Consider the following 14,755-nt stretch of genomic DNA (forward strand, 5'->3'; position numbering starts at 1 on the left):
CTTCATCTTGTATTGGAACCTTTGCGCCCTGCCCGGCTACGTCCCGCCTTGGCAGATTTGCGTCTGCGGCTAGCCGATTTCCCCATATGCGGACGCGGTCCCTTCGTTGTACGTTGTCTCCCCTTACGTCTGCCAGTTCCAGAAGTACGTTTCAGCCTCGTAAGGTCTCGGCGAGAATGAGGTGCAAGTGGCTTGCGACGACGTTTCCGCGTTTTGCCCCTCTGTTGAATCAACTTTGCCGTTGGGCCTGTAGCTGAGGCAACAGGAGCATCGTGACCCAATGCGATTGGAGGTAATGTGGATTGTGGCAACGCCTGTATGACAGTCAGCGGGAATAACAGTGCCCGAACCGTAGCCGGCTCCAGAACCAGTACAGTGCGTAGTCCTCCCTCTCCATGGGTATACACAGGTCCATTCGGAGGTTGGATATAAGCAAACCATCCGGGAAAACGCAATAACCACTGTGTCACCATCGTATGCAGTTTCGTGCGGTAGGTTTCAAGCCCGTAGAGCATTTCCGCTTCTGTCCGATTGCGCCACCCCGTATTCGAAGCCAGTTCTGAATCATTCAGCAAGGTTGTCGCCAAGGTGACAAGCGCTTCACTATCGCCCGGAGGGGCCAGAAATGCACCACTGCCTACGGACTCCATTAATTCCTTCAGTCCACCCTGAGCGAAAGCGATGACGGGTTTGGCAAAATACAGACCCTCCAGTGCGGTCATGCCGAATCCCTCTTTGACCATGCTTGGGATGACCACGATATCCATGGCGGTATACGCCAGAGATACGTTCTCTTCGAACGTAGTGAAGGTAAATCGGCGTGAATACCCGGATTTTCTCACCCGTGATACACACTCGTCGTAATACTTTTTATCCGATGGTGCCCCGATGATCCAGAAGCGACAGCGCGAATTCGTTTCACAGATCCTCAAGGCCATATCCACAAAAGGTTTCAACCCTTTGGCTTCATATATAAATGAAGAAATATAACCGATACAGGTCTGCGATGATTTGAAACCGAGTTCCTTGCGCTTACGTTCGCGCAGCTGAACCCAGCGGTCCGGTGCGGGTAGCCCGGGTTCCCAGGTAGGAGAAATAATCGTCAATTTGTGACCCATGCCAGCTTCATGGAATGGGGCCACTGCTGTTTCGGATATCCCAATAATCCAATCGGCGTAACGGCCAATCATCTGGATCGCCTCGGATGTATGTTCATTCGTATGAATGATCTCGGTAATCTTCCAGATGACCGGAATCTGAAGAGACTTTGCCGCTACAGCCGGCATCACATTGACACAGGTGTTGGTTAGAATCAGATCGGGAGCAGTCTCCCGGATGAGGGAGATCACTTCCTGATAGGCTGGTGTATGGCGAAGTTGCTCCGCATCATTTGCAATACCCAAATAAGGTGTGTACACACCGTGAAGCATCGGCAGAGTGCATATTTTGACCTGAATGCCGAATCTTCGGGCAAGCCCCGCAAGCTTTCCCTCCTGGGGAACAACGAGCACACATTCAAAGATCGTACCGATCTCTCTCATAAAATGAAGCAGCAGCTTCTCTGCACCTGTAATACTGCGAGTATTGCATACGTGTGAAAATAACATCATCTTTGGTTTCGTTGCCATGGCCGCACGGACCCTGTATTCGGATGTCCGATACAGGGTACTGTGCACACCTCCTCCCGGCCAGGATTAAGGAAATATGATGGTTAACATTTCATTAATTCTTTTGCCGTACGTGTGGTCTTTCAGGGTACGTTCGAGTCCACGAAGGGCAATCTCACGGCGTTCCTTCTCATGCGTAAGATAATATTCCACCTTGTCGAGTAACTCCTGCGGCGAGGAATAGGTCTCAATCTCCACACCCGGTTTGTAGAAACGCGCAATGTCATCCCGTGCGTCGGTCAATTGCAGCGTCGTGGACGCGGCAATCTCAAAAGTTCTCGGGTTCGGTGAGGCTGGCGGGATTTTGAGGTGATTATTATTGACGGAATCATCTTCGTGGGATCGATGCAGGTTAATGACAATTTTGGTGCCATTGTACACATCATTGGTCTCCTGCGGACTCATCCAGCGGCCGAGTTCAATCTTCTCACCGTAGGCAGTATATTCAGGCAGACGATCCCACCAGATTCCGTTAAATACCGTATTGTGTGACATCAACTGAGGCATGATCGGATTGAAGAAGTATACCCGGTTCCAGTAGGCCGAGCCGATAAAGCTGACATCCCGTTTTAACGTGGAAGGTGTTGTAATCGGAAAATAATGATTGGTGAATGCGGCAAAAGGGAGGTAGTGAACCGACGCGCAACCGATCTGTCGATATAGATCGATACAGTTCAGTTCCAACGTGAAGACATGGTCATAATGTTTGACGATATCAAGTGTCATGTCTGTATAGTACGGATCATCGGTCAACCAGATCGCCGTCTGAATGCCGGCTTGGCGAATCGCATCGATATGCTCAATGGGAATATCCATGCCATCCAACACAAGCACCAGATCAGGACGCGTCTGCAACGCAATTTCCGAAACCGGTTGGCGCGGATCAGTGAGGGTTACCTGAGCGACCATTCCCTGTAACGTGGCCATGATGGCCTCATCCAACGGAGAGTAAGGGAAGCCTTTACCCGAAGATACATACAGCACGTGAATTTGCCGGAAAGGCAACGGTTCCTGTGCACAATTCACAATATAGTTGGCGCGACCGCGCAGGTATCCTTCTTCCTTACCTGCGTCATATCCGGCATGTTGCCCATTTTTGCGCGCTTGATCAGCCAGGCTCAGTACCGGTGCATGAACCTTTTTGGTTTTACGGTGTTTGAGAGACATACCGCCACTCCTTTATTTTTTGGGATAGGATACTCGTTGGTACTGTATTTCAGATGGGGGTTACAGATGTTCCAGCAACTGACCGATGCGACGAGTGAATGTGTGCTGGTTCATCGTGGTGAGAAGTCCCCGCCACGCCATCGCCTGCCGTTCTTCTTCATGCTTCAGATAATAGTCGATCTTGCGTTGAAGTTCTGCTGCATTGGTGAACGTCTCGATGTCATATCCCGGCTTATAATAACGGGGCAAATCTGCACGTGCGTCCGTAATCTGCATTGTGCCGCAAGCGCTAATCTCATACGTGCGTGGATTAATGGAGTGACCTTGAAGATGATGGGTGTTGCGATTGTCTTCCCCGTTCTCACAAGTTCGGTGAATGTTAATGACAATCTTGGCGCCATTGTAATAATCGACTGTCTCTCCGGGAGCAATCCATCCTTCGTGGATGAAACGGCCTAGTACATCAAAGCGTGCCAGCCGGTTCCACTGGCTACCCGCAATGAATACTTTTTTGTCCGCGAGAAAAGGGGCCAGCTCATCAAACAAGGCAATCCGGTTCCAGAACCCTGTACCGATAAAACAGATGTCGTACTGATGCTGAGGTGCCGCACGACGCGGCTGAAACATCCCCGGATTCACCGCGAGTGGCATATAGATCACGCTGCTGGCTCCATGACCTTGATAGAACGGCACAGCGGCCTCTTCATGCGTGAACACGACATCATAGTGTTGACACAGGGACACGGTATCTTCGGTGAAATACGGATCATCCACAAACCACACAGCTGTTCGAATACCGAGTGCACGTATGCCCTTCACCTGCTCCAGATGATCTGGGGGAAATACATGCAGACCATTCATGACGAGCACAACATCGGGTCGATGCTGACTGGCTTCCTGCAACATCGCTGCTGGCGATCCAACAACGCATTCACGTACAGACTGCTGCAGGGCCAGGATGACACCTTCATCGATGGCATCGAAACCTTGCGGAATATACAGCACCTTCATGTCCCGCAGGGTCGGTTCAAACATCTGCACCCGCTCCATCATGGCCTGACAGCCGCCAAATCTGCGGCCTTCTGCATATCCGCCGCGGTAAGCTGTCTCCGCTTCAGTTAGCGGACGGTGTCTTCGTTTTGCCACATTCTTCACCCTGTCTTCCTTCAGGAGAACTCACTTCCAGACTCTCCCCGAGATTGGTCTTCCCTCTAAAGGATATGCCCCGGGGTCAGATGCATCATGGACGGGTGTCCTGCAAGGCGCAAAATTGGCGCTTGCCCTCCACATCCGCCTGCACGGGCATGTCCGCTTTTGCGGCGATGCAAATAACCCGGAGGGATCTGTCCCCCCGGGCTAACTGTGATACAGGTATCCTTCCATGCAGGAATAACCGTGTCTACTCGGTTACTGTGCTTTGTACGCCAGCTGATGTCCGTCCTCGAATCCCTTGGCGAAACCCGCGTTGAATCCCTCGTTGTACGCCTCGTTGTATCCCTGGCTGTACGCACCGTCCGGGTTTGGATCGGTAGGGGTAGCCGGGACGATTGGTTGTACGGGCTTCGGACTCCGGTGCCGCCGTACCGTCCGTTTCTTTTTTTTGAGCCACGCACTGCGTCCTTTAAGTGGGCGTTTGTGAAGCACACGTTTGGCTCTGAGCGCACGCAGCTTGCGAATTTTACGCAGACGGGCTCCACGAGTTACCAGAGCTCTTTTGGTTCTCAGTCGTAGTTTCTTCTTCTTTAACATGTCATCATTCCTCCTGTATGTCCCGAACGATACGAATTGCACACCCGGGGTCTTTGAGCCACGGCAAGCCAGGCTCCCCATGTTGGATTCGGGCCAGCCTGATTCCCGTTACCATACGAGACATCTCTTCCTGATAGCGACTCAGCAGACGAATGTTCTCGGCCAGACTGCGGGCGGATACTTCCGAATGAGCGGTTACACTGGCTACACTGTCCAGAATGCGTGCCAACGCCTGCTGACTGTGTGCAATCGATTCAATGAGGGCCAGTTTAGCCTCCTGCTCACGCCGCATCAGACTCATTTTCCCATGTCTCCCAGATCCATGCCGCCAAACATGCCACCGTCCATACCGCCGCCATCTTCGCTGTCGTTCTGTACCATCACCGCTTTGAGATTGTTGCACAGTCCGGTCTCCATCCGGGTTAATCCTTCCAGCAATTCCACCAGCTGATCATGCATTTTAAGTGGCTCGCCTACCTGATCCCCATGCGTCAGAAAGGTATCCCCATTTAAATGATTCAGCGTCCAGTTCCGTACCTTCTCGGCCTCAATCGCTTTTGCCTCCAGGATCAGGGCAATATTCCACTGCATCTTGGCTGCTGCGTCCAGCATCAGAATGAGGCTCTGTTCTCTACTCATGTTCCTTCACCCGCCTTCCGGGCTTATTCTTCCTCTTGAACCGCGATCTCCCGCATGACTTGGGTCAGCGTTTCAGCTACAGCCTCTTCCAGATCTGCAAGGCCTCCCAAGTAAGAGATAATGCTTTTGTTGATTTGCCCAGAGCTATCCAGCAGACCGTCAACACCATCCAACTCCGGTTCAATATCTGGCAAATGATTGATGATTTCAGACATGCGCACAGCGACTTGGCGTTTGGCATCCAGCACACGTGCGATCTGCTGGTGAGAGTGTGCAATATGTGTGATGATTTCATCGATTTTGCTCTGCATAGTCCTCCTCCTTACCGTCACGGCCTGCTTCACCCATAGAAAAACCCGGCCTATCAGCATTTGCCTGTTACAGCATATGCCGGGCCGGGATCGTCAGTTACTACAGCTTGCGCCTATATCGTTAGATGACATAACTCCAGTCGGAAGAATATCGACTGAGGAATTGCCGGGTACGTTCCTGCTTGGGACGCACAAATACCTCTTCCGGTGTTCCTTCCTCCACAACAGAGCCTCCATCCATGAAAACAACCCGATTTGCCACCTCACGGGCAAACCCCATTTCATGGGTAACCACAATCATGGTAATCCCCTCTTGAGCAATGGAACGGATGACAGACAATACCTCGCCCACCAGCTCCGGGTCCAGCGCCGAGGTCGGTTCATCAAACAAAATCACTTGGGGATTCAGTGCCAGTGCTCTGGCGATCCCCACCCGTTGCTGTTGTCCACCGGACAACATACTCGGATACTCATTGATTTTGGCAGACAATCCGACTTGTTCAAGCACACGCAAGGCACGAGTTCTTGCTTCAGCTTTGGGTATTTTCTGGGCAATAATTAATCCTTCGGTGACGTTATCCAGTACAGACTTATGTTTGAACAGATTATAATGCTGGAACACCATCGCCGTTTTTCGTCTCAGTTGCACAATGTCATGTTTGCGCGCATGCTTGCAGTCCACGGTCAACCCACTGATCTGAACCTCGCCTTCATCGGCACGTTCCAGAAAATTGACGCAGCGCAGCAGCGTTGTTTTACCTGATCCGCTCGGTCCAAGGATCGCTACGACATCGCCCTGTTCCACGGTCAGATCAATTCCCTTCAATACTTCCTGCTTGCCAAAAGTTTTGTGTATGTTCGTTAGTGTAATCATGACACGCCTCCTTTGCTGTACACGGCAACCCGACGCTCAAGCAGAGCAGTGATCCGCTCGGCAATGATGGTCAGCCCCCAATAGATGAACGCTGCGGCGATAAAGGCCTCCAGAAATTTCAGACTGACGGATGCCACCACATCGGCTTTACCGAGAATGTCCATCTGCGACACGGTAAAAGCGAGGGTTGATCCATGTAGGAACCCGACAAACATGCTGCACAGATTAGGCAATACTGCCCCGATCGCTTGAGGGATGATGATGCGCCTCAAAGCCTGGAATGTGCTCATGCCCACGGCGTGAGCGGCTTCCATCTGGCCAATATCCACAGCAAGAATGCCTGAACGGATAATCTCGGACATATAGGCACCCGCAGTGAGCGAGAAGGCAATCAGTACAAATACGAGAATCGGAATCGACGAAGATTGGAAAGCCCAACCGTACTGTTCTGCCAGCTTATCGATGATCATCGGAATTCCATAATAGATGAGGAATAGATGCATCAGCATCGGTGTTCCACGCAGGAAAGAAACGTAGAACTCAGCAATACGGTGAATCCACCGCACACGATAGATACGGATCAGAGCCGTAGCCAGACCGATTCCGAAGCCTGCAATCAACGGCACAATCGTAATGACGAGTGTCAGTGGCAATGCCTTCAGAATTTGAAAAAAAGAAGTATAGATAAACTGGAGATCAATCGACATATGCTCACCCCGCTATTCGTTTCAGGCGTTCGGCGCGAACGGCCGGTTTGTGTACAACCCTCTTGCGTTCATGACGCTGGAGTTTGCGTTCTGCAACGGCAAATCCTTTTTCAAGTACAATGACAATGACATAATAGACCACAGACAGACTGATATATACCTCAAGTGCGTGGGACGTGGCGGAGATTAACGTCTGGCCTCTGCCGACCATATCCATAACACCGATGGAGAAGGCCAGAGACGTATCCTTTAATGAACCGATTAACGTATTGGCCATGTTCGGAAAAGCAACAATCAGTGCCTGCGGAACGACAATCCGCCGAAAAGACTGGAATGTCGTCATCCCTGCAGCATAGGCTGCTTCCGTCTGACCTTTATCCACACTGCGCACCGCTCCGCGAAAGATCTCGGCAAAGGATGCCGCGTCACTAAGCGCATAGGTCACAATGACAAATAACAACGGGTCGGTTCTCGACAGGTCGATGCCAATCGGTTTTAACAACTCGGGAAGTCCATAATACACCAGGAACAATTTGATCAGGATCGGTGTGCCCCGCATGAATGAGACGTACAGGGTGGCCAGCTGGCTTAGTACTGGAATCCGATACAGCCGGGGAACGGCCAGAAGCACGCCACCGACCAGTCCAAGCACGATGGAGCCACCCAGTACAATCAGTGTTATATGCAAATATCGTAGCAGTTCCGGGATGAAATCCAGAACCAATGATAAATCAAATGATTTTCCCATTACCGCTGCACACCTTTCTCAGACTACTCTTCAACCGTATAGTCAGCCCCAAGCCACTCTGTGCTCAGTTTGCCTAATGTCCCATCTTCTTTGATCGATTTGAGCGCTTCGTCCACTTTGGTTTTGAGCTCCTGCTCATCTTTGTTCAGAATGAAATACACTTTGGAGTTAGAGAGGGCATCTCCCACCGTTTTCAGCTGGGCATCAACTGCTTTATTCTGATAATCAATGGCAAACTGAGTGCTGATGGTTGCATCCACCCGTCCTGTTTTGATCTGGGTAATGGTATCTTCACCTGCTCCGGAATAGACGATATCAATCCCGTTGCCGTTCGCTGCATTCCATTTCTCAGCAAGTACAGCCGCATTACTCGTAGCGCCGACAATCAGTTTTTTACCCTTCAGATCCTCAATCGATTTTACTTCCTCATTTTTCTGACTTACGACAATTTTATTTGGGAAAATATTATAGGCTTCATCATTAAACAGGAACTTGGCCTGTCTCTCTTCATTCACTTCCATCTGGTGAGCGATCAGGTCAATTTTTTTCGTTTCCAGACTCAGCAGCAGGTTTTTGAAATCCATAGTGCTGAATTCGAATTCGTACTCAGGCAAACGTTTGTCGATCTCCCGGATCAGTTCCACATCATAACCTGTTAACTTGCCATTCTCATCGATGAAGCAGACATTTGGGAACTGTGTACCTGTTCCTACAATGATCTTTTTCACTTTGGTGTCGCCTGCTGCCGAAGCAGATTCAGACTCATTGCTTGCAATACCTGTGCTGCATCCAGCCAGGACCGCCAGCATTGTAATGAACAGCAGTGCTGTCCGGAATTGTTGAATCCCCCGTTTTTTAACCATTCCCAATCTCCTCCACAGGCTGTTATCACAGCAAATATGATGTGTATTCCCATTCCTCTATCTCATTAACAAACCATTCTTACTTGTATAGTCGGAATTAGGTTGAACAAAGAATATCATTACAAGTCATCTTAGGGCAATAACTTTACTAATAGGACATCCTGATATGGTTATAGGACTTCTCTATAGTACACGAAAAAGCCATCCCCAATATCCATTGGCGGATGGCTTCTTCATGTATGAATCTCATTCGATTATATGCTTCTGGTGTTACACCATTTTGTGCCTTTTTCTCTCATCTATCTGCGACTTGCCCATTTAATTTTACGTGCAACTTCCACTCGCTGTAGTTGCAAGAGACCGATCCGTTCCTCGAACTTCTTGCGTTCATCCATGGAATGAGCGGCATGAATCTGATGGCACAGACCTGTTAATTTGCTGTTAATATAATCAAAGCGTGTCCATAATTCCTCTTCAGGAGTGCGCTGCTGCTCCGTCGCCGTCTGAAATATTTTAAGTTGGTGGATTAAGGATTGCTGCCATTCCTCATCTTGAATTTGGATGGCAAAATGCAAAAGATCCAGATAGTCATCGATTTGCAACGAAACGCCGCAATCAGGTTTAGTGTTCATCGTCGTCTCTCCTTATTTCAGTACTTTGCTGGAATCAATTACTTCTATCTTACAGGAACAAGCCCACTGAAAGCGAGTACTGAATGATTAAATTTGGGTATTTTTTTTATTTTTTTATGTTAAAACAGCTTTACATTTCCATTAGGTCCAATTTGGTTAACTGTTTGATATTGGTGCATATGAAATTGGTAATAAAAACCCGTATAAAGGAAGAATCACTTTCCTTAACACGGGTTTTTCGTTATGTTTTTTATATAATATGGGCGCGTATAGAATCAATCATTCTTACCATCGCGTTGCTGTCTGGTCATCAATAACATGATAAACGAGATAATGATAATGGAAACAGTCCATGCCCAGGCCATAGTCTGATTGCCGGAATCCACAGCGACATAGATTGCCGTGGGTACCGTTTGTGTTTTGCCCGGAATATTGCCTGCAATCATCAGTGTGGCTCCGAATTCCCCAAGTGCCCGGGCAAAGCCCAGGATGAAGGCGGTCATCAAGGCTCTGCCTGCGAGCGGCAAGGAAATGTAACGAAAAACCTGCCACTCATTCGCCCCAATCGAACGTCCCGCATCTTCCAGATCCCGATCCACACCGCTGAATCCTGATTTCATGGTCTGATACACGAGTGGAAAAGCAACCACCACCGAAGCAATCACCGCAGCCCACCAAGTGAAAATAACCGGTGCGGAGAATATGGCTTCAATCCATTGTCCAAACAGACTTTTACGTCCCAGTATGACAAGCAACAGAAATCCAACCACCGTCGGAGGCAGTACTAGCGGTAGCATAAATGCCGTTTCCAGCAACGTCTTTCCCCGAAATGAAGTACGTGACATCTTCCAGGCTATCGCAATTCCCAGCACAGTGGCCACCACGCTGGATAACAGCGCAACCTGAAGCGACAGGCGCACCGGTGACCAGAATACGGACCAGTCTATGGCGTTCACATTCATTCCGGAATCGTGAAGCCGTATTTCGCGAAGATATCCAATACTTCAGGGGTTTGCAAATACGCATAAAATTGTTCGGCCTCTGTACGGTGTTTTGTTCCTTCAATAATGCCTATCGGATAATTGGCGGGTGTGTAGCTGTTCTTGTCCACCTCAAACGCAATGTTCACCTGATCCGAAGTAAGAGCATCCGTTTTATATACAAATCCTGCATCTGCATTGCCTGTCTCTACATATTGGAGAACCTGTCTAACATCTTTCCCCTGCACAAGTTTGCTCTCCAGTTGATCCCACAGTTTGGCATTCGTCAAAGCTTCTTTCGCATAGGTTCCCGCAGGCACACTTTCCGGAATGCCAATCGCTACCGTCTTAATGGAGTCACTTGTGAGATCCTTTTCGCTGGTTACGGTATGGGTTCCATCTGCTGGCACAATTGCCACCAGTGAATTCTGTAGCAAATTCTTTTGGTCGCCCGAGGCAATCAGGTTCTCATCCACCAGCGCATTCATATTTTTCGTTGCCGCCGATACGAAGATATCAGCCGGTGCACCCTGTTCAATCTGCTGTTGCAAGGCGCCCGATGCGCCAAAGTTAAAATTAAGTTCTATATACGGATTCGCTAGTTCATAATTGGTTTCAATCTCTTTCATCGCATCGGTCAGACTGGCAGCCGCAGAGATTGTCAGATCTACTGTTTCCTGAGGATCACTATTCCCCACTGATGAACTTTCACCTGATGCCGCTGGCGTTGAAGTCGTTTGCTCTGCACCCGTGGACGTATCCGTAGTGCCCGTACTTGCGCCACAACCAGCCAATACTAGAGCCAGTCCCAGTGACATACTTCCCAATACATATCCAATTCTTTTTCTCATTCATTTATCCCCCAATGTTATGTTTGGTTATAATTAGATATAACTGATTATATTTAATTATACACATGATGAATAAAATGGGAAGGTGATTTCAATCACATTTGATTTTCCCATCCTGTCCAACGGGTTCAATCCATGTTCTCTGGTTTATGGCATCCCTCTATTAATGGTATAGTACAAGTAACATTCCATTACATTGAATGATCTATATACATCAATCGCATCACTTCTTATATGATATTACGCTGATGTAATGAAACCATAGTTGCTCTATACCTTTGAAGGAGGATCTTCACTTATGACGGAGGAGCAATCCTACACAACCGAAGAAATATCCAAGCTGCTCAAAATATCGAAATTAACGGTCTATGATCTGATCAAAAAGGGAGACCTTGTCGCATACCGTGTGGGTAAACAAATGCGGATTGATGCAACGGATCTGGAGGCATATAAACGTCGCTCCAAGCAACTTCAATCTTCAGGTCAACGTATCTCGACGTCGGATCAAACATCGGCATCCGGTAGTCAGCCTGGTCATGGTGATGCTCAGGAAAATTCCTTACAAGCGACTTCACCCGTTGGGTCTCCACATGCGATTACACCAGCGAGTTTTACCCATACCATGACTTCTGCACCACGGCATCTGGTCATCACAGGTCAGGATGTCAGTCTGGATATCCTCATGCGCCATATGGAAAAACAAACCCGGGACATTCGCCCGCTACGCTCGTTCATGGGTAGTCTGGATGGGCTTATCTCGATGTATCGCGGTGAATCCGATCTCGTCAGCACCCATCTGCTCGACGGAGATACGGGTGAGTATAATCTGCCGTATATTCGCAAAATCCTGACGGGACGGTCTTATGTAGTGGTGAATTTGCTGTCCCGACCAGCAGGATTGTATGTTGGGCGAGGCAACCCGCTTCATTTGCAGAATTGGACCGATCTGAGCAAGCCCGAACTTCGTCTGGCTAACCGGGAGAAAGGCTCTGGCGCGCGGGTATTGCTGGATGAACAGCTTCGACTGCATGGAATTCCTGCTGCGAATCTAATCGGATATGAAGCCGAAGAAACCAGTCATATGGGCGTAGCTGCCAAAGTCAGTTCAGGTGAAGCCGACGTCGGAGTTGGCATTGAAAAGGCTGCACGACTTGTGGGCCAGGTTGATTTTATCCCGCTCGTTCAGGAACGCTATGATCTGGTCATGCTGAGGAAACAAGGCAATGAAGCCTGGACCGAAACGGTGCTGCGAATTCTCCAATCACCTGAGTTCAGGCAGGAACTGCAATCATTCGAGGGATATGATGTGTCCCGAACAGGCGAAATTTTGTACGAAGCTTAGTCATACGAACTCCAGCCCTTCAGTCATCGATAATAAACGTATGAGACACATGATGCATATACCAAACGCCTTGCAATAGCTACAAGGCGTTTTTGGGTTCTTTCTATATATAATCGCTCATCAGATGGAAGGATAGGCTGCTCATTGGGGCAAATCGATCTCAAAGATAAATACACCATATGCAGGCATGTTGATTTCATTTTGAAGTGTTGTACCCGACAGCAACTCTTTGGCTTCTTTTTTAAGCTGGATGGCCACTTGATGATCCGAGTAGTTGAGTAAAAATACATAAGCTTTATCCTTACCGGAACGGATCCCAAGCTCTACTTCAGACGGCACCTCTACCAGGTCACCCACAGGCGAGTCTAGCCCGATTTCATCCAGAATGGCATCTACGACCGGTTCATTGTAAGCCGCTCCATAATACCATACCTGCCCCTGACCCACCGTACGTTTGGTCAATGCAGGACTACCTGTATAATATTCGGATGCATACTCGGCTACGACCTGTACGTCGGGATGCTCCACATGAAGAACTTCGTTAAATCCGGCCGTTGGCGTTCCCTCCTCAAGCCGCATACTCGCTCCACTCCATTGCAACGTGGCTGCGGGAACGGTTCCTTTGATTAAGGTAAAGTCCTCTACGTTTACACCACATAAGTCAGCGACAGCCCCCGGGAATGGTCTCATATAACAATGTCCCTTGAGATCCTTATAACCGGTGCGCGCACCGAAAAACAGGGTGCCCCCTTGACTGACATAGGCTTGCAGCAGTTCTGCTGTCTCATCTGTCATGATGGCCGGGTGAGCATAGATGATCACCTTATATTCGGATAACGCCTCCAATGTTGTCGTTGGTTGCATGGTAACCAGATCCGTCGGAATATGACGATATTGCAGCTGCTTATACCAGGAGCGTACGCTCTGTTGATGAAGCGGTCCGTGCCACTCATCCAACTCTCCGTCCCAGATGTTATCGTAATCCTGTAGGATCGCAACATCAGCTTGATAGGTAGTGCCCGCAATAACGCGCCCGATCTTGGCAAACTCTTCCCCTACTTGCGTAACCTCACGTACCCTCCTATTGGGTTGATTATGGTAATCATTGATGCCATGCCAGTACATCTCGGTGCCAAATGTTGCCGTCCGCCAGCGGAAATAGACGAGCAGGTCTGTTCCATGAAGGACAGATTGATACGACCATAATCGGATCTGTCCCGGTCTTGGCGTACCCATGCCGATACTATCGACCCATCCTCCTGGCCCAGACTGTTGTTCCATGACGCAAAAGTTCGGTGACATATTGCGTACATTGGACAGTTTCATGCTCCAGGCCCGGTCCTGTAACGAATTGTCGTCTGTCCCCGGGAAGATCGTGGCAAACTGCGGATACGAATCATAGGAGAAGAAATCGAGCAGCTCCTCTGTCATTTCATGGTTATCCAAGTGTCCAAACGTACCGTTTGTTGTGATCCAATGTTTCGGATCCAGTTCCCGAATGATGTCCACCTGAAGCTTGGCAAATGAAATGGTATTGGCTGAGATGAATCTCTTTTCATCCAATGCCAGGTGAGGATTTGGCGATTGGCTGACCATATTGCGGGTAAGGTGAACTTGCTCCCAGTCGGTATAGGTCTGACTCCAGAAAACGGTTCCCCATGCCTGGTTCAGCTTCTCCAACGATTCATAACGATTCTTAAGCCATTCACGGAAGGCGACATGATCAGCCTCAGCATAGAAAACATCCATATGACAATTGAATTCGTTATCGATCTGCCAGCCAATAAGAGCCGGATGATCTTTATAGGCAATCACCATATTGCGCACGATTTTTTCACATTGCTGTCTGTAGATTGGGCTGCTGTAGTTGGTATGGCGTCGCATGCCGTGTTGATACAACACCCCGTCCTTATTTGCGTTTAATACTTCAGGATATTTAGATGTTAACCACGCTGGTGGCGTTGCAGTAGGTGTTCCCAAAATAACACTTAAACCGTATTGATGCGCCAGATCCAGTGCCTTCTGGAAAAAACTAAAATCGAACTGGTCTTCTTCCGGTTCAAAAATGGCCCATGCGAATTCAGCCATGCGAATAACCGTAATATTCATCTCTTTCATCCTACGGAAATCGTCCTCCCACAATGCTTCCGACCAATGCTCAGGGTAATAACAGACCCCCATTTTCAATTCATCCATATGTATAGACTTTGCCACCTTCAATTGCC

16 protein-coding genes are annotated in these 14,755 nt (G+C 48.9%); 1 reads left to right on the plus strand and 15 read right to left on the minus strand.

Going from position 1 to position 14,755, the window contains the following annotated elements; genetic code table 11:
* Positions 1–2: 2 nt before the first annotated feature.
* From MHH93_RS21805 to modA, 14 genes are all read right to left on the minus strand, one after another.
* A complete protein-coding gene (locus tag MHH93_RS21805; RefSeq protein ID WP_500055727.1) occupies positions 3–1,628 on the minus strand; it encodes a glycosyltransferase in 1,626 nt (541 codons plus the stop codon).
* A gap of 66 nt (positions 1,629–1,694) precedes the next feature.
* Positions 1,695–2,834 (minus strand): CgeB family protein, encoded by a 1,140-nt coding sequence (locus tag MHH93_RS21810; protein WP_500055728.1) that lies wholly within the window; start codon positions 2,832–2,834, stop codon positions 1,695–1,697.
* A 60-nt stretch (positions 2,835–2,894) separates the two neighbouring features.
* Positions 2,895–3,989, minus strand: a complete 1,095-nt coding sequence (locus MHH93_RS21815; protein ID WP_500055729.1) for a CgeB family protein — start codon at positions 3,987–3,989, stop codon at positions 2,895–2,897.
* 252 nt (positions 3,990–4,241) lie between these two features.
* On the minus strand, positions 4,242–4,583 hold the full coding sequence (locus tag MHH93_RS21820) for a hypothetical protein (protein ID WP_500055730.1): 342 nt from the start codon (positions 4,581–4,583) through the stop codon (positions 4,242–4,244).
* A 4-nt stretch (positions 4,584–4,587) separates the two neighbouring features.
* The gene (locus MHH93_RS21825; RefSeq protein ID WP_421894415.1) at positions 4,588–4,884 is read right to left on the minus strand and encodes a hypothetical protein; all 297 of its coding nucleotides are present in this window, start codon (positions 4,882–4,884) and stop codon (positions 4,588–4,590) included.
* Entirely contained in the window at positions 4,881–5,222 is a 342-nt protein-coding gene (locus tag MHH93_RS21830) for an alpha-helical endospore appendage domain-containing protein (protein WP_017692510.1), read from the minus strand. The genes MHH93_RS21825 and MHH93_RS21830 overlap by 4 nt, the downstream gene beginning before the upstream one ends.
* Positions 5,223–5,245: 23 nt before the next feature.
* On the minus strand, positions 5,246–5,533 hold the full coding sequence (locus tag MHH93_RS21835; protein WP_017692509.1) for a hypothetical protein: 288 nt from the start codon (positions 5,531–5,533) through the stop codon (positions 5,246–5,248).
* A gap of 121 nt (positions 5,534–5,654) precedes the next feature.
* Positions 5,655–6,407: an amino acid ABC transporter ATP-binding protein gene (locus MHH93_RS21840; protein ID WP_500055731.1), complete on the minus strand. Its 753-nt coding sequence runs from the start codon at positions 6,405–6,407 to the stop codon at positions 5,655–5,657.
* Positions 6,404–7,114, minus strand: a complete 711-nt coding sequence (locus tag MHH93_RS21845) for an amino acid ABC transporter permease (RefSeq protein ID WP_500055732.1) — start codon at positions 7,112–7,114, stop codon at positions 6,404–6,406. Before MHH93_RS21845 ends, MHH93_RS21840 begins: the two co-directional genes overlap by 4 nt.
* A 4-nt stretch (positions 7,115–7,118) precedes the next feature.
* The gene (locus tag MHH93_RS21850) at positions 7,119–7,862 is read right to left on the minus strand and encodes an amino acid ABC transporter permease (RefSeq protein WP_500055733.1); all 744 of its coding nucleotides are present in this window, start codon (positions 7,860–7,862) and stop codon (positions 7,119–7,121) included.
* Between the two features lie 23 nt (positions 7,863–7,885).
* Positions 7,886–8,725 carry a transporter substrate-binding domain-containing protein gene (locus tag MHH93_RS21855; protein ID WP_500055734.1) on the minus strand — a complete coding sequence of 280 codons (840 nt, stop codon included), beginning with the start codon at positions 8,723–8,725 and terminating at the stop codon, positions 7,886–7,888.
* A 299-nt stretch (positions 8,726–9,024) separates the two neighbouring features.
* Entirely contained in the window at positions 9,025–9,357 is a 333-nt protein-coding gene (locus MHH93_RS21860) for a hypothetical protein (RefSeq protein ID WP_500055735.1), read from the minus strand.
* A 275-nt stretch (positions 9,358–9,632) separates the two neighbouring features.
* Complete coding sequence (modB, locus tag MHH93_RS21865; RefSeq protein ID WP_500055736.1) at positions 9,633–10,319, minus strand: molybdate ABC transporter permease subunit; 687 nt, start codon at positions 10,317–10,319, stop codon at positions 9,633–9,635.
* Complete coding sequence (gene modA, locus MHH93_RS21870) at positions 10,316–11,188, minus strand: molybdate ABC transporter substrate-binding protein (RefSeq protein WP_500055737.1); 873 nt, start codon at positions 11,186–11,188, stop codon at positions 10,316–10,318. Before modA ends, modB begins: the two co-directional genes overlap by 4 nt.
* 298 nt (positions 11,189–11,486) lie before the next feature.
* Here modA and MHH93_RS21875 point away from each other — a divergent pair, with 298 nt between their 5' ends.
* Complete coding sequence (locus MHH93_RS21875) at positions 11,487–12,530, plus strand: helix-turn-helix transcriptional regulator (protein ID WP_500055738.1); 1,044 nt, start codon at positions 11,487–11,489, stop codon at positions 12,528–12,530.
* A gap of 141 nt (positions 12,531–12,671) precedes the next feature.
* Here MHH93_RS21875 and MHH93_RS21880 read toward each other — a convergent pair whose 3' ends face one another.
* Positions 12,672–14,744 carry a beta-galactosidase gene (locus tag MHH93_RS21880; protein ID WP_500055739.1) on the minus strand — a complete coding sequence of 691 codons (2,073 nt, stop codon included), beginning with the start codon at positions 14,742–14,744 and terminating at the stop codon, positions 12,672–12,674.
* Between the last annotated feature and the right edge of the window lie 11 nt (positions 14,745–14,755).

Origin of the sequence: Priestia sp. FSL H7-0729 (assembly GCF_038005685.1) — a bacterium.
Lineage (GTDB): Bacteria > Bacillota > Bacilli > Paenibacillales > Paenibacillaceae > Paenibacillus.